We start from the raw sequence: 22422 nt of genomic DNA, 5'->3' as shown, positions 1-22422 counted from the left end.
CAAACTTATTCATAAGATTTGGCGAATAACGTTCGGTTTTGGGATTATTTCCGAATCTCAGAGATTCTATTTCGTATTAAAAGTTCGGATTTATACTGGAAAAAAATGTTTATGAAATTGACTTCATTTGCAGGTATTTGATCGGGTGTCTCGAGTCGGTAGAAAATACCTGTATATCTGCAGCTTCTTCGATCCGCCAACCAGGCGACATCCAAAAAAAGCATGCGATCGCAGACATCGCATGCTTGGAATTCCTATTGGGATCCTCAGCTTCCGGCCAAACCTAGCTCCTTCAAATACGCCAGCCACTGCGTTTTATATGCCGCCTGCACTTTGTCGAGCCCCGCCTCCTCGGCTTCTCGCATGAACGTCGCCAGTCCGGCTTCCACGTCGTCCACCCGTCCGGCCAGCAGCGGGTACAAGTACAGCTTCTGCACCCGATCCAGCGCAGCCTTCTCGGCTTGATAGGCCGTATCGTCTTCGACGAACCCGGTGTAGACGTCAGGCTTTTGAATCCGGTCCAGCTCGCGGAACGTCGCCTGAATCTCGTCGTAGCCCGGCGTGAACAGCATATACGCGGGATTGCGCCATGCCCAGCCGTTCATCGCCTCGCGCGGGAAGCCATTGCTCGACGTATCTCCGATCATGCGATAGTAGCCGTCTTCGATCGAATAATGGACGCCTTCGATCCCGTATTCGGTCAGGCGGTTATAACGCTCGTCGGTAACCAGCTTCTCGTAGAAGGCAAGCGCACGCTCCGGATGCTTCGCGCTTTTGGGGATCGCGAAGCCGTTGTGCGTCGGATGGACCGGCGTCGAATAGCCTTTGGCCATCGGAAAAGGATAGTAGCCGAGCCGCCAGTCCGGATGCGCGGCCTGCATATTGCTCTGCACTTCATAGTAGCGCATCAGGTTGTCGCCGAACATCGCAGCGGCGGAGCCGTCGATAATTCGGTTTTGATTGAACTCGGACGTATTCAGTTCGTTATCGGAAAAATAACCGAGATCCGACCAACGCTTGAACAGCTTGAGATCCGCCAGCTGCTCCGGGGATCCCCAATACGACCGGATATCCGCCGGGTTCGCATAGGTGGCCAGCATGCCGTACGGCATCGCGCCGATCGAATGCCGGGTCACGTCCAGCTGCGAGAAAGCCAGCGCGTTCTGCACATCGGCGCCGATCGCGATCGGCTGGATCTCGGGCTCATGCCGCTTGATCCCCGCCAGATACGCTTCGAAGGTGGCGATATCGACCGGCTTCGGCAGTCCGTATTTCTCGCGCAAGTCCTCCCGCCATACGAAGCCCCCGGTCACGTATTCCTTGAAGGTCGACGGCACGGTATAAATGCTTCCGTCGATCCGGACCGCATCCCACATCTCCTCGGGGATAAAGCGCGCCAGCTCCGGCGACGCAGCGGGCAGCAGATCGTCGAGCCGCATAAAAGCGCCTCGCTTGGCGTACGTCTGATATTGCACCCAGTCGGCCGTAAACAGCAAATCGACGGACTGGCCCGAAGACAGCAGCTGCTTGTACTTAAGATCGTAGTCCGTCCACGCGATGAAGTTAAAGGCGACGGATGCGTTCAGCTCCGCTTCGGCCATCTCGTTGACGGCCTTTTGGATCAGCGGCATGTCCGGCGGCGCGATGCCCAGCATATAAAATTGAAGATCGACATGTTCGATGCGATTATCTTCGGATGGGTCGCCGGCTGCGCCTTGCCTTGCTTGCGGGGAGGAGGCTCCCGGCTGCGGAGGCACGACGTGCTCCTGCCCGTAATTTTTGCATGCGGCCAGCAGCAATACTGCCGCGGCTGCGATACCGAATCTCCATGCGCCTTTCGTTCGTTTCATCGCCTTCCCCCTTCCTTCCTCTAGTTTACATCAGACGTTCGCATGACAAAAAGGACAACCGGCGGTTGCCCTCTTGAATGGAATGAATACTGGAGCCTGGAATTATTTGAGGAAGATCGTTATGCTTGTCAAGCTTTCGCTATGACTGCCCGCCATGATTTCAAATAATCCCTGCTCGAACGCCTTTTCGGAGCCGGTTTCCGGATAAAACGCAAGCATCTCGTTGGTGAGCTTCATATGAAGCGTCTTTTTTTCGCCCGCAGAGAGCGATACCTGCTCGAAATGCTTCAATTCCTTGACCGGACGACTAACGCTCGCAGCGATATCGCGAATGTACCATTGCACCGTTTCGATACCGTCAACGTCCGATATGTTTTCAACTTGCACGGCGACCGTCAGCGACTGCTCGTCCGCAAGCTTCAAGCCTGAATATTCGAATCGTGCGTAGCTTAAGCCATATCCGAACGGATAGAGCGGCGCATTGGCAGAATCCAGGTAGCAGGACACAAAGTCATGGTCCGCTTCCGACTTTTGCGGCCGTCCCGTGTTCAAGCGGTTGTAGTATACGGGAATCTGCCCCACGGATCGTGGGAAGCTCATTGCCAATCTGCCGGAGGGATTATAGTCCCCGAACAGGACATCTGCCAGCGCATTGCCGGATTCGTTGCCGAGGAACCAGGCTTGCACGACGGCATGAGAGCGCGCATGAACTTCTGCAAGCTCTAAAGGCCTTCCGCTAAAAATTATCGTAATGATTTTCTTGCCCGCTTCGGATAACGCCTGGATGAGCTTTCTTTGATTTGAAGATAGCTGCAGGCTCGTTTTGCTGCAAGCCTCGCCGGTGTCCTCTGGATGCTCGCCGACGGCGACAAGCACCGTATCGCACGGGTGCAGCTTGTACAGCGCGTACGCAACCTCGTCTGCCACGTCGCCTCCGTTTCTGGTTCGCGCCAGTTCGCCCGTCATGGCCGCCAGAATTTCGAGTCGGGGGGCCGCCTTTCTCAAGCCTTCATTGAGCGACACCCACTCCTCCTCTTGACCGAGCGCCCACCATCCCCCGAGCACCTTGGTTGATTCGGCGAAGGGACCGACTAATCCGATCGTTCCGCGTTTGGACAAAGGAAGAACGCCGTCGTCGTTTTTCAGCAGCACGATCGATTTGCGCGCGACTTCTCTGGCCGCCTGCCGGTGCGTCGGGCACAGGTTCACTTCCTCCGATTTGATCGGGTCGCAGTCTTTATAAGGATTGTCGAACAGGCCGAGATTGTCCTTCAGCTCCAGCACGCGGATGACCGATTCGTCGATTCGCGCCTCGTCCGCCTGATTCGCGGCGACCAGCTTGTCCAGCTCGTTCAGGTAATGCGTGGACATCATTTCGATATCGAGACCTGCCGCGACGCTCTTGGCCGCCGCTTCTCTGCCGTCCGCCGCGACGCCGTGCGCGATGACTTCGTCCACGGCATTGAAGTCGGAGACGACGACGCCGTCGAACCCCCATTCCCCTCTTAATACGTCCCGCAGCAGCCATCGGTTGACCGTCGCCGGCACGCGCTCGATCGTATTAAAGGAGGTCATCGCCATGACCGCACCGGCGCATACCGCCGCATAATAGATCGGCAGATGATATTCACGTAAAACGCCCCTGGAAAGATCTACGGTGTTGTAATCCCTGCCGCCTTCGGCAGCCCCGTAGCCCGCCAAATGCTTGAAACAAACGCCGACCCGTTCCGGCTGCCGCGGATCGTCTCCTTGATAGCCCGCGATCATCTGCTCGACGAACCGGCTGCCCAGATGCGTATCCTCCCCGGGAGACTCCATCACTCTCCCCCATCTGGGATCTCGAACTACATCCCCCATCGGCGAATAGGTGATATGGATGCCCATGTAGGCGCTTTCTCTCGCCGCCACGACCGCGCTTTGCCGCACGGCTTCCATATCCCAGCTGCATGCCATCGCAAGCGGAATCGGAAAGATCGTGCGCAAGCCGTGCGTCACGTCGCACATGTTCAGCAGCGGAATGCCGTACGGGTTTTCCTGCAAATGCTTGCGTTGAAGCTTCATGAACTTGGCCGCGTCATAGACGCCGAGCACGCTGCCGATATGCTTGATGTCTTCGGCGTTCAACTTTTTTTCTCCGAGCGGTCCCGTGACGTCCACATCGTCGTCAAGTCCGAAATAGAGCGGCGTCAATTGCGTCAATTGCGCGGCTTTTTCCCGTAACGACATGCGCTTTACCAAGTCGAGGATAAACGGTTTTGTCACAACTTCACTGCCTTCCATGCTTAACCTTTAACCGCGCCTACGGTGACGCCTTTAACGAAAAACCGCTGAAAGAACGGATATACGGCCATGATCGGCAAAATGCCAAGAACCGCTACGGCCATTTTCATCGCCGTGGACGGCAGGCTTGCGGACAAGCCGCTGCCGAGACCGGTAGAGGCGCTGCTCATTAAAAACTGGACGTCCAGCAGCATTTTGTTCAAGAGCACCTGAATGCTGAACAGCTTCTCGTCCGTAACAAAATACAAACCGTTCAGCCAGTCGTTCCAATAGGACAGGCCCACGAGCAAGCCAAGCGTCGCCATGATCGGCATGGACATCGGCAGAACGACTCTGATTAACGTCTGCGACTCGCCCGCTCCGTCGATTTTCGCGGCTTCGACGACTTCGCCGGGTATGCTCGTCATAATGTACGTGCGCATCATGATGACGTTGAACGCCGAAAGCAGCATCCCCGGAACGATCAGGGCCCATATTGTATTTTTAATCTCGAAGTATTGCGTCCACATGATATACGACGGCACGAGACCGCCGTTGAACAGCATCGTGAAGAAAATGAAAAACGAGAAAACGTTCCTTCCGGGCAGTTCCCTTCTCGACAACGGATACGCCATCAGCGTCGTCAGGACGAGGTTCGTCGCCGTCCCGATCACCGTGACAAGGACGGTAACGCCGTATGCTTTGACGATCGAGTTGGAATCGCCCAGCAGAAATTTGTAAGCCGAGAAATCGAGCGACGCGGGAATAAACGAGTACCCGTTATGGATCAGCGCTTTTTCGTCCGTAATGGACGAGACGATAAGAAGCACGAAGGGAAGCAAACAAAACAAAGCCAACAAAGTCATCATGACATGCGCAAATACCTGAAAGCCTTTATTGTTATCTACCAAGCCCCATCACTCCGTTCCGCTAAAACAAGGCGCTGTCTTCATCTATTTTTTTGACGATATAGTTCGCTATGATTACGAGGAGAAACCCGACGATCGATTGGTAAAATCCGGCGGCCGATGCCATTCCGACGTTGTTCAGCTTCGTCAGTCCCCGGTACACGTACGTATCGATCGTATTCGTCGCATCGATCAAAGCGCCGCTGTTCATCGGAATCTGATAGAATAGCCCGAAATCGGAATAAAAGATTTTACTGATGCTCATCAGCGTCAGGATGACGATAATGGACTTGAGTCCGGGAAGCGTAATGTGCTTCATCTGCTTCCAGCGGCTCGCCCCGTCGATCACCGCGGCTTCGTAATAGGACTTGTCGATGCCGACCAGCGTCGCGTAATAAATGATGCAGCTGTAGCCGAACGATTTCCAAATGGCCACGATGACGATGATATAGGGCCAGTATTTCGCGGCCGAATACCAGGAGATCGGATGAAGCCCGAGGGGCTCCAGGATGCTGTTGTTCACGAAGCCCGATTCCGAGCTCAGGAAGGCGAAAACGAGATAGCTCACGACGACGATCGAGATCAAGTGAGGAAGCAAGATGACGGTCTGATAAGACTTTCTCGCCGAATCCCGGCGAATCTGGTTGAGCAGCATGGCCACCCCGACCGCAATGACGGTGCCGAGGACGATAAAGGTGAGGTTGTACAGGATCGTATTGCGGGTTATTGTCCAGGCTTCGTTCGTCTTGAACAAAAACTCGAAATTTTTCAATCCGACCCAAGGGCTTTTCCAGATCCCGATCCGGTAGTTGACCTTCTTGAAGGCGATGATGAGACCGCTCATCGGGATGTAATTATTAATAAAGATATAAATACATCCCGGAATGAGCATCAGGTAGAGCGGAATAAAGCCGAGGAATTTATTTATCTTTTTTTTTTCGCCAAGGATGGATTCATCGTTGTTTCCAGTTTCATGGTCTCCTCCACCGTTCCTATCCTATCCAAGCAGGATTATTTATTTGCGGCCAGCCAAGCGTCGAATTGCTTTTGCTTTTCGGCGATGATCTTGTCGACGCCCGCCTTCTTCAGCTCGTCCATATACTTAGGAAGCGTTTTTGCAGGATCCAGCGTGCCCGTCTCCAGCGCCAGCGCGTACTTCGCGTCTACGTTGCTCACCATCGTGATTTCGTTCGCTACGCTCTCGGGGTCGAAGCGGAAGCCCTTCGCCGGAGATTGGTGCGCAGATTTGTTGTATTCTTCCAGATACGTCCACTTGTCCTCCGGCTCGCCTTTCCAGATGTAACCGATCGCAGCGTTCGGCGTTGCCCACGGCAGCGACATCCATCCTGTGTTGCTCGCGTCCACGCCTTGCGGATAATCGATGACACCCTTTGCCTCGTCCACCATCACATAGTTCCGGTCCTTGACGCCGTACACGAGCAGATTCGAAATGTCGGGGTTCGTATGCGCCAGGTTCAGGAACGCGATCGCTTTTTCCGGATTTTCGCTGCCGCTCGCGAGCGACCAGCCCATGCCGGATACGTGGCCCGTAACGGAGAACGGCTTCGTCAGCGGGAACACGGTGAACGCTTGGCCTACTTGCTTCGCGATGTCGTCAACGTTGCCCGGATTGAGGCCGCTGAAGCCGCCCATGACTTTGCCGGCTTTGAGCAGGCTGACGCGGCTCTCGGAGTTGTTGGGCGCGTCAGGCATGACCAGGCCGTTCTTCGACCACTTGTACATATGGTCGATAAAGTCTTTGTAGCTGTCCGTCTCGACCATGTTGACGACTTTCGTGCTTTCGCCCATGGCGTCGATGATGCCTGCGCCGGTGCCCAGGTTGTCTTCCGTATTCGGACGATAGACATTCGTGAAGTCCAGACCGATCGGATACATGTCCGGATGCTTTTCCTTCGCTTTGGCCATGATCGTCTCCAGCTGGTCGAGGTTCGTTACGTCCTCGGGCTTTGCGCCGATCTCGTCGGCGATATCCTTGCGCATGATGAAGCCGTAATTCGTCGCTTTTTCCTTCGCGGTCGGTATCGTGTAGATTTCGTTGTTGATCGATACCGCGCGGCGATCGCCTTCGCTCAGATTTTTCAGGATGTCCTGACCGTGGCTTTCGAGCAGCTTCGTCATCGGGAGAATCTGGCCGCTGTTCGCGAGCGTGTTGATGTCGAGCGCAAAGGTGACGAAAAGGTCCATCTTTTCGCCGGAGGATAGCGCGAGATTCGCCTGCTGCTGGAAGGAACCGAAGCCGACGCGCGTAATGTTGACGTCGACGTTGATCAGCGGCTCCGCAATCTTGTCGATCGCTTCTTCTACCGCTTTAATGTCCTCTTCTTTGCCGTCGCCTACCATCATAAGATCGACGGTATACGGTTTTTCCGAAGACGCGCCGGCGGACGCCTTGGCGCTTTGGGACGGTGCCGCGCTTGCGCTCGCGCCGGCATTGCCGTTGTCGTTATTGCCGTTATTTCCGCATGCGGACATTAACGCCGTCGACAAAGTTAAAACCGAGAGCAAAGCCAATTTTCTTTTCTGTTTCATTTCCTGTAGACTCCCTTCGACCCTTTAACTGAGTAATGAAGCACATCTATATCTTAGCCGCAGGCAGGACTAAGGCTCTACTGAACTTGTAACGGTCATTGTCACTTTTAATCCTGTCCGTCGCCTGCTCGGCCGCCATTATCGAAAATGTAACTTTCCACTGTTTGATTTGTGACGCATTCGATTCATTTGTAACGGATTCGATTTAAAACGAATACCCTCCGACAGGCTCGCAAGCCGATGGAGGGCATCCCGCATTATCATTATTGGCGATCCTCGGCAGGCGTGACGTTCCAGGTTTTTTTATAAACCTGCGAAAAGTGGGAAAAGTTCGCATAGCCGACCTTCATGGCGATAATGCTGATCGGCAGCTTGGTCGACTTCAGCATCGCTTGCGCAAGCTTCATTTTTTCGATCACGATAAATTCTTTGAGCGACATACCCGTCTCGGACTTGAATAACCGGGAAAGGTAATTCGGATTCAAATACACTTCGCGCGCGATATCCGTGCGCCGGATATCTTGGTCGATATGATCGCGGATGTATTGAATGACGACGTCGACCTGGTTTTTTATTTCTTTTTGGGAATCGGGAAACTGTCTGAAAAACCGCGTCGTATACACGATCAGTTCCTTCATGTCGTCCACGTTCGCGTACGAGTTCAGCCCTTTTTCCAGACTGCTCTCGTCCTCGAAGATCCGCTCGAGCCGAATGTCCATCGTTTCCGCGGTCGTGTACAGCATCTGCATGAACTGCTGGTAAAACCTCTTTAAAAACGCCGCGTTAATCTTCCCTTCGACGGCCAGCCGATTCAACGATTCGAAGGCTTGGTCGCGGACGACTTCCGTATCGCCCTGCTCGAGCAGCTTGCTCCAAATTCGCATGTTCGGGATCGGATTCGAAGCGGGCGGCTGCTCGGCGCGATCGTTTAAGTGGAATACCTTGCTCGTCATAGAGACGTTGTTCTGCATCATCCCGAGGAGCAGCGCAGCCTGTTCGGACGTTTCCGGCATGCCTGCTTTCGGTCCGGTATAGCAAGCCAAGTCGCAGCCGTAATAGGCGCGGTACACCTCGATGAGCTTGTTCAGCTGCCGTGCGACGCCTTCTTGGTCGATCAGCTTCCGATCGGGCGAGTACACGATAAACAAGAAGCGTTCTTCCTCGATCTGAACGACCAGCACCTGCTGTCCGTAATGCGCAAACAGCTCGTTGACGATATTGCCGATCGAAAATTTGAGCAGGCCGTGGCGCCAGGACTCCATCGATTCCTTCATGCGGAACACTTCCGCAGCCGCCAGATAGACGTCGTCATTCGGATCCAGGGAAACGTGGATCTGCTTCAGATCCTGGCACAAGCGCGCCGTATCTTTTTTCCGGAGAAAAATCCAGTCCTTGATAATATTATCGAGCAGTATTTCCTTGTTTTGCTGAAACAGCTTGCCGTACGCGTAATATTTTTTCGTTTCGTTTTTCAGGTTGATTTTTTGCATCGCTTTGATTATCGTAGCCTCGATCGTCTCGTAGCGCGCCGGCTGGAGAATATAATCGAAACCGCCCAGCTGCATCGCCGTTTTCGCGTAACCGAAATCTGCATGGGCCGTCAGGAAAATGCATTCGATATCGATATTTTTATCGCGGGTCCACTGGTACAAGCTCAGACCGCTTTCCGCCGGCATTTCGATATCGCACAAGAGAATGTCGATCGGCCGGCTGCCCAGCAGCTCGCGGGCTTCGTAAGCATTGTAAGCCTTCAGCACTTCCTTCACGCCGATCTTCGCCCAATCGATGCCGAAAAACAACCCGTTCACCACTTGCGTCTGATCATCAACGATGAGTACGATCACGTCATAGCTCCCCCTTCGCTTCATTCATGCGAAATGGAATGAAAATATCGATGCACGCTCCGCCCGAGGTACTGAACAAAAACGTGCTTTTGCCTTGATAAATCACGTGGCATCTGCGGATCACGTTCAAAATGCCGACATGCGATTTCGAAGAATAGCGGTCCGGATCGTTCAGCCGGGCAAGCATATCGTCCGAAAAACCCGCTCCATTGTCTTTAATCGTAATATTGACGTATTTTTCTTCGCCATTTTCGAGCAGTCCGGCTTTAATCGAGATTTGAAGCTGCTTGCGGATCGAGACCGCATGCTTGATCGCGTTCTCGACGAACGTCAGGATCGAGAGCGGCGGAATTGGAAATTCCGTCAATCGCTCGTCCACGATCGCTTTGCAAACCAGCTCGTGCGCGGCGCTCATCTGCTGCAATTGAACATAATTTTGCACGTTGGAGATCTCGCTTGCAAGCGGAACGAGCGAGTCGTTCTCCTGGAACATATAGCGCAAATGCCGCGACAGCAGCAGGATCATCTCCTGAATTTGATCGTATTTGCGCTGCTCCGCGATGCCGAACAAATTTTTGAGGACGTTCAAGTAAAAATGCGGCTTGATCTGAATCTGGAGAAACTGAAGCTCCGCCTGCTGCTTTTTCATTTCTTTCTCATAGCTTTCGATTTTCAAATCTTTGATTTCTGTCATCATCTCGTTAAACGTTTGGCTCAGCAGCCTGAATTCGCTGACGCCGTAGCTCGTGCTCATGATGGCGCTCCAGTTGCCTTTTTTGACTTTTTTCATAGTCGATATCATGCGTGCGAGCGGCTTGAAATATGAACGTTCCAGCAGCAGGAACGAGATGAACATCAACAATAAAATAAAAACCGAGCCGACCAGGAAAGCGATCTGTACCGTGTCCAAATAAAACATGAACCCGCGGTGCGGCATGATATAAATATAATTCAACCGGGTCGAAGCGGAGTAATTTTGGACGATAAAATATTTCTGGGTGCTGCCGGAAAGATAGTAGGAGTCGGTATTTCCGCGGATGATTATGCCTTTTTGCCGGATCTCGTCGATAGAGGTCAGGGGGATGCCGTCCCGGTTGGCGAAGGCGAAAAATCCGTCTCCCTGGTTCTGGCTGAAGTTTTGCGGGACGGCCACGTTGTCGAAGTCGATCATGCTGACGGCGAATGTATCCCGGCTGCCTAGTATGCGGAACAAATAATATTTGCCGTCGATCTCGTGAGGGAACCAGCCTCTCGACCGGTAGTTTTCTTCCGTCTGAAAAACGCTTTTCAGATAGCTTTCGGCGCCTTCGCGCACGACGTGAGAATAATTTTTACTGTACGTTTTATAGAAAAGGTTATTCGCCTTCGAATACACGAACATGCCGCCAATATTTTCGTTCGTATGGAAGTAACCCTGATACTTCGTCATGAGGTCTTGCGCGTAAACTTGCAGGTCGATCGGATCCAGCTCGAACATCAGCTTCAGAAAACTGAAATCGCTCGACACCAAATTGGACATGAACACGTCGGCATTGCCGAGGTTCTTCTCGAACGCGTTCTGGTACAGCAGTACCGAATTGCGATTCGTCTGCTCAATTTTGTCGTTCAGCACCCTGACGACATACACGTTATAAACGGTCAGCAGCAAGATGAGCGGAATGATGAAGATCATCATAATGAGTACGACTTGCTTCTTGGAAGAGAGATGCAGTCTCTTTATCACGTTGCGATCACCGTCTTGTCGGATTGTGTCCACTTATCATTATATAAGCGCACAACCGTGTCAATCATTAATCGGTGCGGCGGGCTTGAACGGCGACGGCAAAAAAGCCCGGCGCAGGCCGGGCTTCGCTTTCGTCGATTCGATTGGTCACGGTTCCCAAGCTCAGGAAGCGGACGCCTGGGGCGCTTCCGGCAGTGGCTGTCTGACGACTTTGACCTCGTAAAAATTGATCTTGTTGGAAATGATGTATTCCGGCTTTTCGCGGTGGCTGTGCGATTCCCGGAAGGCTTCGCTTTTCGTCCAATTTTGGAAGGATTCCTTGTTCTCCCAGCGGGTGCTGACGGTGACTTCGTCGTATTCCTTCGTATTTTCGGTCAGCATGACCTCGAGTCCGAGGAAGCCGTCCATGCCTTCCACCTTGCCGACTTTGTTGAAGCGCTCGATCAGCTTGTCGCCGTTGCCCTTCGTGATATGAGATACGTTCGTTACGATAACCATTATTTTTTCCTCCCTTTAAATGTTCAGCGTTATGCACCGCGCATTCCTGCTATAAATGTAAGTTCCAAGTGTGAATGGCGCATGAACAACAAATTACAAACGCGGGCAAAAGTCCCGACTTATCTTCGCTGAAAGGGCATGCGGCGCACTTTGACCAGCCGGAGAGAGGACTCGTGCGATCGGATCGCAATCTCTGCGGGAAAAGCGGCGTCCGCCGCATAACCGGCTGCCCCCTCGCGCCATGCATCGGCATCGGCAGCCGTCCGCCAGCGCGTGATAACCGAGATCTCGTCGCCTACCGACTTCTTCTCCGACTGCAGCAGTTCCATGCCGAGGAAGCCGGGCATGGCGGCCAGGTCGGCGCGGGCGCTCCAGTACGCAACCAACCGCTCGCCTTCGCCGCTGGCCACCCGGTACGTATCCGTCGCCACCATGACCGCTTCCTCTTCGGCGATCGGCTCGGGCAGCGGGATGATCAGCGGGTAGGGCTCGTCGAAGCGCACCTCGGCCTCGATCTCGTAGACCTCGCGGAGGAAGGCGGACGTGATGACGCTGCTCGGTGCGCCGCGGGCCGCAATCGTCCCCGCCTTGATCGCGATCAGCTCGTCGCAGAAGGCCGCCGCCTGCTGCAGATCGTGCAGCACCATCACGATCGTCAGGCCCGCCTCTCTGTTCAGCTTCTTCAGCACGCGCATCAGCTCGAGCTGATGCGCGATATCCAGATAAGTCGTCGGCTCGTCGAGCAGCAGGATGCCCGTCTTCTGGGCGAGCGCCATCGCGATCAGCGCCTTCTGGCGCTCGCCGCCGGACAACGTATGGACCATGCGGTCCTCGTAGCTCCGCATGCTCATCTGCCGGAGCGCCCAATCGATCTCCCGCTCGTCCTCTTCGCCGAGCCGCTGCCTGAACCGGCCGAGCCGCGGCGTCCGGCCGAAGGCGACCAGCTCGCGAACCGTCAGCTCGGGCAGCGCCTCGCGCGACTGCGGCAGCATCGCCAGCGTCGTCGCGAACGCCGGCCGCGTGTAGTCGGCGGCCGGCCGGCCATTGACGATGACCGTGCCGCCGGCCGGCTTCAACAGGCCGGCGATCAGGTTAAGCAGCGTCGACTTGCCCGAGCCGTTCGGGCCGACGATCGCCGTCACTTTGCCTTCCAGCACGGCGGCATCCACCTCAAGCTGACAATACGGCTCCGCTTCGAAGCGAAGCGCCTTCGTCTCGATAGCCTTCATCGCACCCCGCTCCTTTTACGCAGCAAATAGAGAAAAAACGGCGCGCCGATGCAGGCGAGCAGGATGCCGACCGGCATCTCCGCCGGATCGAACCAGGTACGGGCGATCGTATCCGCGATGACGACCAGCGCGCCGCCGCCGGCGATCGATACCGGCATCAGATAGCGGTAGTCGTCGCCGATGAGCAGGCGGACAGCATGCGGCACGACGAGACCAACGAAGCCGACGAGTCCTGCCACGCTGACGGCCGTACCGGCGAGCAGCGCCGCGAGCGCGAGCAGCAGCAGCCGCTGCAGCTCGACCCGCTGGCCGAGAAGCCTGGCGGTCTTGTCGCCCAGCATAAGCACGTTGGCCGGCTTGATCGCCGGCATGGTCAGCGCGAGCCCGGCGAGCGCATAGGGCAGCATGAAGGACAGATGATGCCAGCTGCGTCCGTTCAGCCCGCCGGCCAGCCACGGGATGACCGCCTGGATCCGGTCGCTGTGCACGACCATGATGCCGTTCATGACCGCGCCGAGCAGCGCGCTCACCGCGACGCCCGCCAGCACGATCTTGACCGGCGAAGTGCCGTTGTCCCACGACAGCGAATAAATGAGCAGCGCCGCGACCAGCGAGCCGGCGAATGCCGCCGGAGGCAACAGATAGCTGAGCTGCGGGAGCAGAACGAGCGTTACGACCGCCGCAAGGCCGCCGCCGGCGGAGACGCCGATGATGCCGGGATCGGCCAGCGGGTTGCGCATGATTCCCTGCAGCAGCGCGCCGGAAGCGGCCAGGCAGGCGCCGACGAGCACGCCCACGAGCACGCGCGGCAGCCGGACGTCCATCAGGATGACCTCGTATTGCGAGTGCGAGCTGCCCATCAAAATATTAAAAATATCATGCAGCGGAATCGGCACCGAGCCGACCGCCAGGCCGAATACGATGCCGGCCAACAGCAGCAATGGCGCCAGCGGCACGACGATCCGCCTTCTGCGCGTCCGGTCCGCTTTGCTCATGTCGAACCGCCTTGGCCTGCGACAGCTGTGCCTGATAACTCAGCGGCGTAGGCGTCCAGCTTCCCTCGGAGCAGCTCCAGCGCTTCGACGACGCGCGTGCCGGGATTCGTGCCGAACAGCGCGGCCGGCAGCACCTCCACGCGGTCGGCGCGCACGGCGGCAACGTTATTCCAGGCCGCGTTTTTGCGCATCTCGGCGACGAAGCTGTCCGCGACTTCTTCCGGATTGCCGTGCGTCATGATAAAGATGACTTCGGGGTCGGAATCGACGATCCGCTCCGCGTTCAGCTGCGCGTACTGCGGATAGCTCTGCAGCCGCGGGTAATCCGAAGCGATGTTGTAGCCGCCCGCGGCCTCGAGCAGATTGCCCCCGAGCGAGGTGGGCAGCGCCGCCATGAACGTGCCTGGCGCGCCGTAGACGAGCAGCGCCCGCGGCCGGCCCGCCTCCGCCTTCGAGGCGAGCGCGGTCCGCTTCTCTTCGATGCCCGCGATCAGCTCGTCGGCCCGCGACGAGCGCTCGAGCAGCTGCCCGATGAGCTTGATCTGCCGCTCGATCTCGTCGATGGAGTTGGCGCTGGTCAGCACCATCTTGGCGCCGATGCCTTCGAGCGTCGGAATATCCTTGACGTTCATCGGATCGTTGCCGAGCACGACGTCCGGATGCAGCAGCGCGATCCGCTCCAGATCGACTTCGTGCGCCGTGCCGATACGGGCAGCTTGCTCCGCGCCCTCGTACGGGAGCGGCACGTCCGAATCCGGACGCCCCGCCACCTGGCCCCCGAGCGCGTAAACGATGTCCGTCTCGCCGTTGCCGAGGGTCACGATGCGCTGGGGCACGCCTTTTAGCGCGACCTCCCGCCCGGCAAAGTCCGTGACGACCAGCTTTCCTTGGCCGGCGGCTGCCGCCGTTGCTGCCTGCTGCGGCTGTCCGCCGCAGCCTGCCAGCGCAAGCGGAATCGCCAGCATGAACGCCGTCCAAGCGATTCGCCGCACCGGACGGCTTAATTGATACCTGCTTAACGTTTTTGAAGCCGACTTCTTCTCCACCACCATACGCCTCCTGCTGCTAATACCACGATCGCGGCCGCCAATCCAATGATGAGTCCGTTATTCTCTTTTTTCGCCGAAGCCAGCGGCTGCGCGCCGGAGGTCTCTCCCGCTGCCGTCTCGGCGCCGGCTCCCGCTTGTGCCGACACGGCTTCGGCCGAAGCGTCCGCTTGGCCCGGATCGGCTGCCGCGGCATCGGCGCTCGCTTCGACGTCAGCCGCTTGCGCAGACGCGCTGGCAGACGGCTCCGCCGACGGCGATTCCGCGGCGTCATCGCCGCCAGACGCCGCGCCTGCCGATGACGTTGCCGATGCGGACGGCTCTGCCGGCGACGCCTGCCCGCCGCCGCTTGCGGCATTCGCGTCCGGCGTTGCCGTCGCGGTCGCGCCGGCCTGCGGCGTCGCCGTCGCTGCCGCGCTCGCCTGCGGCTTCGCCGTCGATGCCGCGCTCGCCTGCGGCTTCGCCGTCGCTGCCGCGCTCGCCTGCGGCTTCGCCGTCGCTGCCGCGCTCGCTTGCGGCTTCGCCGTCGCTGCCGCGCTCGCCTGCGGCTTCGCCGTCGCTGCCGCGCTCGCTTGCGGCTTCGCCGTCGGCGCTGCGCTGGCCTGCGGCTTCGGCGTCGCCGTCGCGGCCGGCGTCGACGCAGCAGGCTTGCCTGCCCCCGCCTTCACCAATTTCAGCGAATCCGCCTTAAATTCGAACCGAATCGTATAGTCGTGGTCGTAGTCGATGTCCGGCACCGTCACGTGTATCTTCGACAGCATGGGCGACGACGGCAGCTCGGACACCGCGAAGACGACTTTTCTGGTATCGGCCTTCGTATCCTTGCTCAAAATGCGCGTATTGACGTAGCCGCCGCCGCTTCCCGGCACCTTGAACTCCGTCACCCACTGACTGTGATTGATCGTCATTTGAATTTGAACGTTGCCGTTGTCGATGACGACGGTGGCCGGCTTTTCCCAATAATCGTTGGCCATCGACACCGAATCGTTTTCCGCTTGCAGAATCTGGTAGTCTACCGTATAAGTGCCGTCCGTCTGCGCCGCTTCGGCTCGTCCTGCCGAGAACGGCAGGCCAAGCGCCAATAGGAGCGCGACGATCCATGTCCATGCTGCTTTCTTTTTCATTGCCGAATTCAAGTTATAGCCTCCTCTATCGTTTGCCGGCGTTGTCCGGAAGCGGCGCTGCCCGCGCGCAGCGGCACGATGTACATGCCTGCCTCCTCGTCGCGCCGAACCAGCGCTTCCACGCCGTAGATGTCCTTGATCGTTTGCGCCGTCACGGCTTCCTCGGGAGGTCCCTGCAGCACGACGCGTCCTTCCTTCATCGCGATGATCCGGTCGCAGTAGCGTACCGCCTGATTCATGTCGTGCAGCACGACGACGATGGTCAGACCATGGTCGACGTTTAATCCGCGAATCAATTCCATCAGCTCGATCTGGTAATACATATCCAGGAATGTCGTCGGTTCGTCCAGCAGCAGCACCTGCGTCTTCTGCGCCAGCGCCATCGCGATCCATACGCGCTGCCGTTCTCCGCCGGACAGCTCGCCGATGCGCTGCTTGCGCTTCTCGGTCAGCCCGGTGCAGGCGATCGCCCAATCCACCGCCTCCTCGTCCTCCGCGTCGCGCTGTCCGAGCAGCTTGCGGTGCGGCAGGCGGCCGTAGGCGACGATCCGCTCGACCGTAAGGTCTGCGGGCGCGCCGTTGTGCTGATGCACGGCCGCCAGCTTGCGCGCCAGCTCCCGCGGCTTATAAGCCGCCAGCGCTTTGCCGTCGAGCACGGCCGAGCCGCTCTGCGGCGCGATGCTGCGGGCCATCACGCCGAGCAGCGTCGACTTGCCGCTGCCGTTGGGACCGATGATGCCGGTCATTCGTCCGGCGTCGATCGTCGCCGTCACTTCCTTTAGCTGATCCGTCTTGCGGTCGTACGAATATTTAATCCGGTCAAGCTCCATAGGCGCGATCACTCTTTCTCAGCATGAAAATCAAAAAGGGTCCGCCGATGACGGTCATAATGATCGAAGCGGGAATCTCGGTCGGCGCCAGGACGGTGCGTCCGAGCGTATCGGCGGCCAGAATCAGCAGGGCGCCCGACAGCATGGAAAACGGGATCAGCACCCGATGATCGGAGCCGACCAGCAGCCGCGCGATATGCGGAATAAGCAAGCCGACGAAAACGATCAGCCCGCCGACGGCCGTCGCCACCGAAGCGAGCAGCACCGCGATCGCGGAGATGATCAGTCTCGCCCGCACGACGCGGAACCCGAGATTGCCCGCCGTCCGGTCGTTCAGCGCCAGCGTATTGCACCAGCCGCATACGAGCAGCGCCAGCACCAGCCCGACCGAGCCGTACACGCCCAAGATGCGGACGTCCTCCCACGTTTTCATCGTGAAAATGGAACTGACGGCCTGGTTGACCGACGTAACGGCGTAGCTGCCCCGGTAGTTAAACGATTGCCCGAGGCCGGTGAACGTCGCATTGATCGCGACGCCGACCAGGATGAGCCGCATCGGATTAAGTCCAGAGCGCCACGACAGCGCATAGACGAGCAAGCAGGCGAGCGCGCCGCCGAGGAAGGAAAAGAAGGGCATCCAAAAAAATAAATTCGGGAAGATCGTCACCATCGCGAGCGACACGACGCCGGCGCCCGACGAGATGCCGATCACGCCCGCGTCGGCGAGCGGATTGCGCATGACCGCCTGCAGCAGCACGCCGGATACCGCAAGCGCCGCTCCCGTAAAGATCGATACGAATATACGCGGCAAGCGCAAATCGCGAATGACATTGACATTCTCGTTATCCCCGCGCGCGAGACCCTGCACAAGCTCGATAAATCCGACCTTGATGCTGCCCAGCATCATGGAAGCCGCGACGGCGGCGATCAGCAGGACGGTAACGATGGCAAAATAAAGCGTCTTTTTCGACATGATCGATTTCCTCTTTCCTTTCAAAAACGGCGATTACGGATAAAGCCTCTTGTACAGCGCCTCCAGCGCATCGTTCGCCGCGATGTTGCCGGTCGTGCCGAACAGCTCTTCCTCGAGGTCGTATACGCGCCCGTTCTGGACGGCCTTGAAGTGCTTCCAGATGTCGTTTTTCTTGAATTCCTCGTCGAACATCTTGACCACTTCCACCGGCATGCCGTGCGCCGCGCGCAGGATGACGTCGGGATTCGCCTGCTGCAAATATTCCGTGTTGGAAGCCAGGTATTCTACCTTTTCTCCTTGCACGATATTGACGCCGCCGAGCAGCCGGACGAGGTCGCCGATGTACGAATGCTCGGTCGCCACCAGATAACTGCCCGGGACGCCCAGCAGGATCAGCACCGACGGCTTTTCCTTGCCGGCCGCTTCCGCCTGGAGCTTCGCCAGCGTATCGTTGTAGCTGTTCGCCAGCTTTTCGGCCTCCGCTTCGCGCCCGAACTTGGTCCCTAGCCCCCGGATCTCCTTCTGCATGCTCGACAGGCTGGTCAGATCCAGGAAGGAAGCGTTCAAGCCGATCTGCTTAAAAGTGGGCTCGAGGTCATACTGAAGCGTCGTGACCGACAGTACGTCGGTCGGCCGAAGCGACTTGACCAGCTCCATGTCCGGACTCATCGGATTGCCGACCTTGGTCACCTTGGCATATCGCTCCGGCAGCGTCTTCGCGCTTGTCGGAATGCCGACCAGATCGACGCCGAGCGCATCCAGCATCTGCGTCACGGCCACCGTCGTCGAGACGATCCGGTATTCCGGCGCCTCCGCGCTCTTTGACGGATCCGCTTCTTCGGAGCCGCTTGCGGACCCGCTTGCAGCCGCGCTCGCCGCAGGGCTCGCGGGCGTGCCTGATTTTGCAGCGTTCGCGCCGCCGCAGCCGGCCAGCAGTACCATCCAGACCAACAGCAAGGCGATGCCGGTCATTCCACGTTTTGTCGCGTTCATAATTCCTCCCGATTAAAACACGGCAGAGGACACCGTCAAGGGTCCTCTGTCCGTTGCTATGAGTGAATGCGCGCGGCGGCATGCCTGCCTCGGTTAACCGCCGCGATAAAGCTGCTTGCCTTATGCTTTGGCGGCTTCGCTCTCCGCCTTGGCGCCGGCAGCCTCAGCTTCCTTCTTCGCCTTTGCATCCGCTTCTGCGTAGTCCAGCGCCCGCAGCACGAGGGTGATCGCCTCGGCTCTCGTCGCCGGAGACTTCGCGCCAAAGAGATTGTTGCTGCCGCCCTGGATCAGTCCCAGCTTGACGGCCGCCGCCACGTAAGGGCGGGCATAAGCCGGAATTTGCGAAGCGTCCCCGAACGCGAGCGACGCATTCGCTTCAGGCGCGATGCCGAGCGCCCTGACGATCATGACAGCGAGCTCGGGACGGCTGATCTCCTTCGCCGGACGGAACGTGCCGTCCTCGAAGCCGCCGATGATGCCTGCCGCGACTGCCTGCTTGATGAACGATTCCGCCCACGGCCGAATATCGGCCGCATCCTTGAAGTTTAGCTCGGCTTCCTCGCCTTGCAGGTCCAGCGCTCTGCCGAGCAGCACCGCGAACTCGACGCGGCTGATCGCTGCGTTCGGCTTAAAGTTGCCGTCCGAATAGCCGTTGACGATGCCGAGCTTGACCGCGCGGCTGATCGAAGCCGCGGCCCAGTGCTTCGCCGTATCGAAGAACTCCGCGCCGAGATTTTCATCCGTGCCGCCGGAGCTGCCGCCGCCGTTTGCGCTGCCGCCGCCATCCGTTTCGGACTCTTCCTTGTCACCGTCAGGCAAAACAAGCGGCCTTCTCGATCCGAAGTATTCCCCTCCCCATTCAGCAACCTTCGTAAAGCTGCCAAGCTGAATTTGCACGTTATAATCATGGAAATACTTAATTTCAGCCCAGTCTATCTTCACCCATCCGTTCAAACGAGCAGTAAGGTCGTTCACCGGGAATCGCACCCATCTCGTATTGCCTGCCGCGTCGCTCGTTACTGTTTCCGTTGACGAGCCGCCTACGGTGAAGGCTGTAATCTCTTTGCTTTGAGCCAGCCAGATATACACGTACTTCTTGCCGTTTTCCACTAGCAGCCGCCCCGGATGAGCTGCATAATCGTCCATAATCGACGTTTCTTCCGTTCCTTGCTTCAGAATCGTGAAGCTGATCTGATACTTGCCGTCCGTCAGCTCTGTGCCTGCACCGGTGCCCGGGTTGCCGCCGGAAACATTAACCGCAGCGCGGAACGTCTTAATCGCATCGTCCAGCGTCTTAACCGCGGCATCGCTCAGCGCCTGCGTGCTGGCCAGCCGAGTCGCTTCCTTGCCGGCCGTTGCGACGGCTTGCTCCAGCGCCGTCTTCGCGCTTGCCGGATATTGGCCGGCTGCGGTGCCGACGACTGCGGCGGCGAGCTCGCTCTTCGCGGCGGCAACCTTGGCATCAAGCGCTTTGTTGTCGACGTCGCTCCAGTTGAGCCGCGCATCGAACGTCGTTCCGTCAGCGACGAGCTGGACGGTCGTCAGCGTCGCCAGATCCGGAACCTCGATTTTGACGCGACGGGTATCGTTCTGCGCATCGGCGCCCGTCTGCTCGGCATCGACGAAGGCAGCGCCGTTTTTAACGCGTACAGCCGTCACCTTCGAGCTGTTTTTAATCGTGAATTGAGCATAAGAGACGCCCGATGCCGTCGAAATATCGGCCTTGCCGTCCAGGTAGGCGGCGACCGGCGAGAAATCGTCCCCATCGGCTTCGGCAGCCGTAAAGGAAGTCGCGTAAGCCGCGCTTTGAAGGAAATCTACGACTGCATCAGCAAGCACGCTGTCTGCGCTCACAATCTTTGAATAGATGGATGCCAGGTTGTCGCCGGTTGCTTTCGCTTCCGTAATGGCTGCCTGAAGCGCATCTCGTGCCGCCTTGTCCTGCTTATACGCGCCGCCGCTGCTTTCTGCCTTGTCGTGCAGAACCTGCGCCGCAGCGATACGGGTTTGCAGGCCGTTCAATTCCTTGTAGTTGTAGCTGATATAGACGGCGCGCTCTTGGCCGCCCACGAAATAGCGGAGATAGGAAATGCCGTCGCTGTTCGGATACGAATGTGTTTTAAACTGGAATACCGTCTTTCTGTAGTCCGCGAATGACAGCAGCTTGACCGCTTTGTAATAATCAACAAATTCATCATAGGTTGGCATCGTATATCCGGAGTTGAGGGCCACAGACATGTAAGCAGCGCCTGTGACAGAGAGCTTCATCGGTACGTTCGCGTACTTCGTGCCATCTACATCGTTATAAAGCTGGTATGCTACGCCGACAAAATCGGAAGCAAATTTTGACTGTTCAGTGGCTAACGTCGGATTGCTCAGAACATAAATCGGCAGCGGATCTGAATTAAGCCTGTAATAATAGTTTGTATAAGAATCCAGTCTGCTTTTGAGTGTTTTGACCCGCGAGGCTACCGTCGCGTCCGTAGCGGTCACTGTGTCCATTGTCGTTTTAGCGGACGTTAGTGCACTGGCAATCATCGATTGCGCGTCCTTGTGGTATTCGCCTGCCGAGACGACGGGATTAAGATAAGTGTCCACATCGTTGCCCGGGTCGTCATCTCCGTTGAGGGCCGCGCGAGACGCCGCGTCCGCCGCGCCTACGATGCCCGCAGCCTGCACTTTGTCGTACAGCGCCTGAACCTTGGCGATCGCTTCCCTAAGCTCGGTTTTGTCGGCTTGCTTAACGGAAGCCTTGAAGGTATTGATTGCGTGGGTCAGATCGACGTAGGCCGACGAAATCTCGGCCGGGCTCGAACTCGGGTTGTTCGCTTTATCCCGGGCCGAACCGATCTGAAGATTGAACAGCACCTTGGAGTTGGACGGATACTGGCCGTATGCATCGCCGACGACCGCACTGCCGTATACGGCCTGCGCCGCCGAGATCTGATCGTTCAGCTGCTCGAGCGTGTATACCGGAGCCTCGCCGCCGGGCTCGCCGCCCGTTTCCGTGGGCAATCCGGCGGCTTCGAACTTCAACTGGGCGTTGTACCAGTTGTCGTAATCGATGCCGGGAACGATGATATGCATCAATACGTCGACGGTATCCGCCCCTTGCTCCAGCTCGGCGGATACTTCAAGCTGTCCGCCGGACGAGCGGCTGAACGGCTGGTAGCCTTCCATGCCGGTCACGACATTGCCGGAGATCGTCGCTTTAGGCTGTCCTGCCTTGCGATAAGCGAGGTAAACGATCCAATTTGCGCTAGCGTTTGGAACCTTATGGTAGAATGTCGTTTTTCCGTTGCCCACGACCAGCCGGCCGGAATGTTCGACCCACATGAATTCATTGGCTGCCGATGTGTCGGTCGTTCCGTCTTTTAAGTATTTATAAGGCACATCGGTATATTCCCCGTCCTTAACCGTCGCCGTGCTGCCGGCAGCCGTCCCCAGCTGCGGGAGACTGAGCAGCAGCAGCGCCGCCAGGGCGACCAGTGCCCACTTTCTGATCCGCGTTTTCAACTGTACGATCTCCTGTCTTTTTAAATTTTCAGGGAAAGTTCCCTGCATCAGCGCTATTAAACGTGCCGGTTTGAAAGCGAGAGT

General features: G+C 57.5%; 16 protein-coding genes. All 16 read right to left on the bottom strand.

What is annotated here, in order from left to right; all coding sequences use genetic code 11:
• Positions 1-266: 266 nt before the first annotated feature.
• The 16 genes from ACFOTD_RS31995 to ACFOTD_RS31920 all read right to left on the bottom strand — a co-directional run bounded on the left by ACFOTD_RS31995 (position 267) and on the right by ACFOTD_RS31920 (position 22338).
• Entirely contained in the window at positions 267-1850 is a 1584-nt protein-coding gene (locus ACFOTD_RS31995) for an extracellular solute-binding protein (RefSeq protein ID WP_378124036.1), read from the bottom strand.
• 102 nt (positions 1851-1952) lie between these two features.
• Positions 1953-4112, bottom strand: a complete 2160-nt coding sequence (locus tag ACFOTD_RS31990; RefSeq protein WP_378124034.1) for a glycoside hydrolase family 3 N-terminal domain-containing protein — start codon at positions 4110-4112, stop codon at positions 1953-1955.
• Positions 4113-4132: 20 nt separating this feature from the next.
• Positions 4133-5020 (bottom strand): carbohydrate ABC transporter permease, encoded by an 888-nt coding sequence (locus ACFOTD_RS31985; protein WP_378124032.1) that lies wholly within the window; start codon positions 5018-5020, stop codon positions 4133-4135.
• 19 nt (positions 5021-5039) lie between these two features.
• Positions 5040-5861 (bottom strand): ABC transporter permease, encoded by an 822-nt coding sequence (locus ACFOTD_RS31980; protein ID WP_378124031.1) that lies wholly within the window; start codon positions 5859-5861, stop codon positions 5040-5042.
• 167 nt (positions 5862-6028) lie between these two features.
• Complete coding sequence (locus tag ACFOTD_RS31975; protein ID WP_378124030.1) at positions 6029-7567, bottom strand: ABC transporter substrate-binding protein; 1539 nt, start codon at positions 7565-7567, stop codon at positions 6029-6031.
• Between the two features lie 263 nt (positions 7568-7830).
• Complete coding sequence (locus ACFOTD_RS31970; RefSeq protein ID WP_378124029.1) at positions 7831-9411, bottom strand: response regulator transcription factor; 1581 nt, start codon at positions 9409-9411, stop codon at positions 7831-7833.
• Position 9412: 1 nt separating this feature from the next.
• Entirely contained in the window at positions 9413-11134 is a 1722-nt protein-coding gene (locus ACFOTD_RS31965) for a sensor histidine kinase (RefSeq protein WP_378124028.1), read from the bottom strand.
• Between the two features lie 162 nt (positions 11135-11296).
• Positions 11297-11632 (bottom strand): heme oxygenase, encoded by a 336-nt coding sequence (gene isdG, locus ACFOTD_RS31960; RefSeq protein WP_378124027.1) that lies wholly within the window; start codon positions 11630-11632, stop codon positions 11297-11299.
• A 119-nt stretch (positions 11633-11751) separates the two neighbouring features.
• The gene (locus ACFOTD_RS31955) at positions 11752-12861 is read right to left on the bottom strand and encodes an ATP-binding cassette domain-containing protein (RefSeq protein WP_378124026.1); all 1110 of its coding nucleotides are present in this window, start codon (positions 12859-12861) and stop codon (positions 11752-11754) included.
• Complete coding sequence (locus ACFOTD_RS31950; RefSeq protein WP_378124025.1) at positions 12858-13856, bottom strand: FecCD family ABC transporter permease; 999 nt, start codon at positions 13854-13856, stop codon at positions 12858-12860. The genes ACFOTD_RS31955 and ACFOTD_RS31950 overlap by 4 nt, the downstream gene beginning before the upstream one ends.
• A complete protein-coding gene (locus ACFOTD_RS31945) occupies positions 13853-14821 on the bottom strand; it encodes an ABC transporter substrate-binding protein (RefSeq protein ID WP_378124038.1) in 969 nt (322 codons plus the stop codon). Before ACFOTD_RS31945 ends, ACFOTD_RS31950 begins: the two co-directional genes overlap by 4 nt.
• Positions 14822-14871: 50 nt before the next feature.
• Positions 14872-16038, bottom strand: coding sequence for a heme uptake protein IsdC (gene isdC, locus ACFOTD_RS31940; protein ID WP_378124024.1), 1167 nt, complete (start codon positions 16036-16038; stop codon positions 14872-14874).
• Positions 16035-16856: an ABC transporter ATP-binding protein gene (locus ACFOTD_RS31935; RefSeq protein ID WP_378124023.1), complete on the bottom strand. Its 822-nt coding sequence runs from the start codon at positions 16854-16856 to the stop codon at positions 16035-16037. The genes isdC and ACFOTD_RS31935 overlap by 4 nt, the downstream gene beginning before the upstream one ends.
• Positions 16846-17829, bottom strand: coding sequence for a FecCD family ABC transporter permease (locus tag ACFOTD_RS31930; protein WP_378124022.1), 984 nt, complete (start codon positions 17827-17829; stop codon positions 16846-16848). The genes ACFOTD_RS31935 and ACFOTD_RS31930 overlap by 11 nt, the downstream gene beginning before the upstream one ends.
• A 33-nt stretch (positions 17830-17862) precedes the next feature.
• Positions 17863-18822, bottom strand: coding sequence for a heme ABC transporter substrate-binding protein IsdE (gene isdE, locus ACFOTD_RS31925; RefSeq protein ID WP_378124021.1), 960 nt, complete (start codon positions 18820-18822; stop codon positions 17863-17865).
• A 120-nt stretch (positions 18823-18942) separates the two neighbouring features.
• A complete protein-coding gene (locus tag ACFOTD_RS31920; protein ID WP_378124020.1) occupies positions 18943-22338 on the bottom strand; it encodes an NEAT domain-containing protein in 3396 nt (1131 codons plus the stop codon).
• Between the last annotated feature and the right edge of the window lie 84 nt (positions 22339-22422).

The organism is Cohnella sp. GCM10012308 (genome assembly GCF_042649185.1).
GTDB lineage: Bacteria > Bacillota > Bacilli > Paenibacillales > Paenibacillaceae > Cohnella.
Note: the sequence above shows the minus strand (reverse complement) of the source record. Positions and strands in the feature narration are given on the sequence as shown.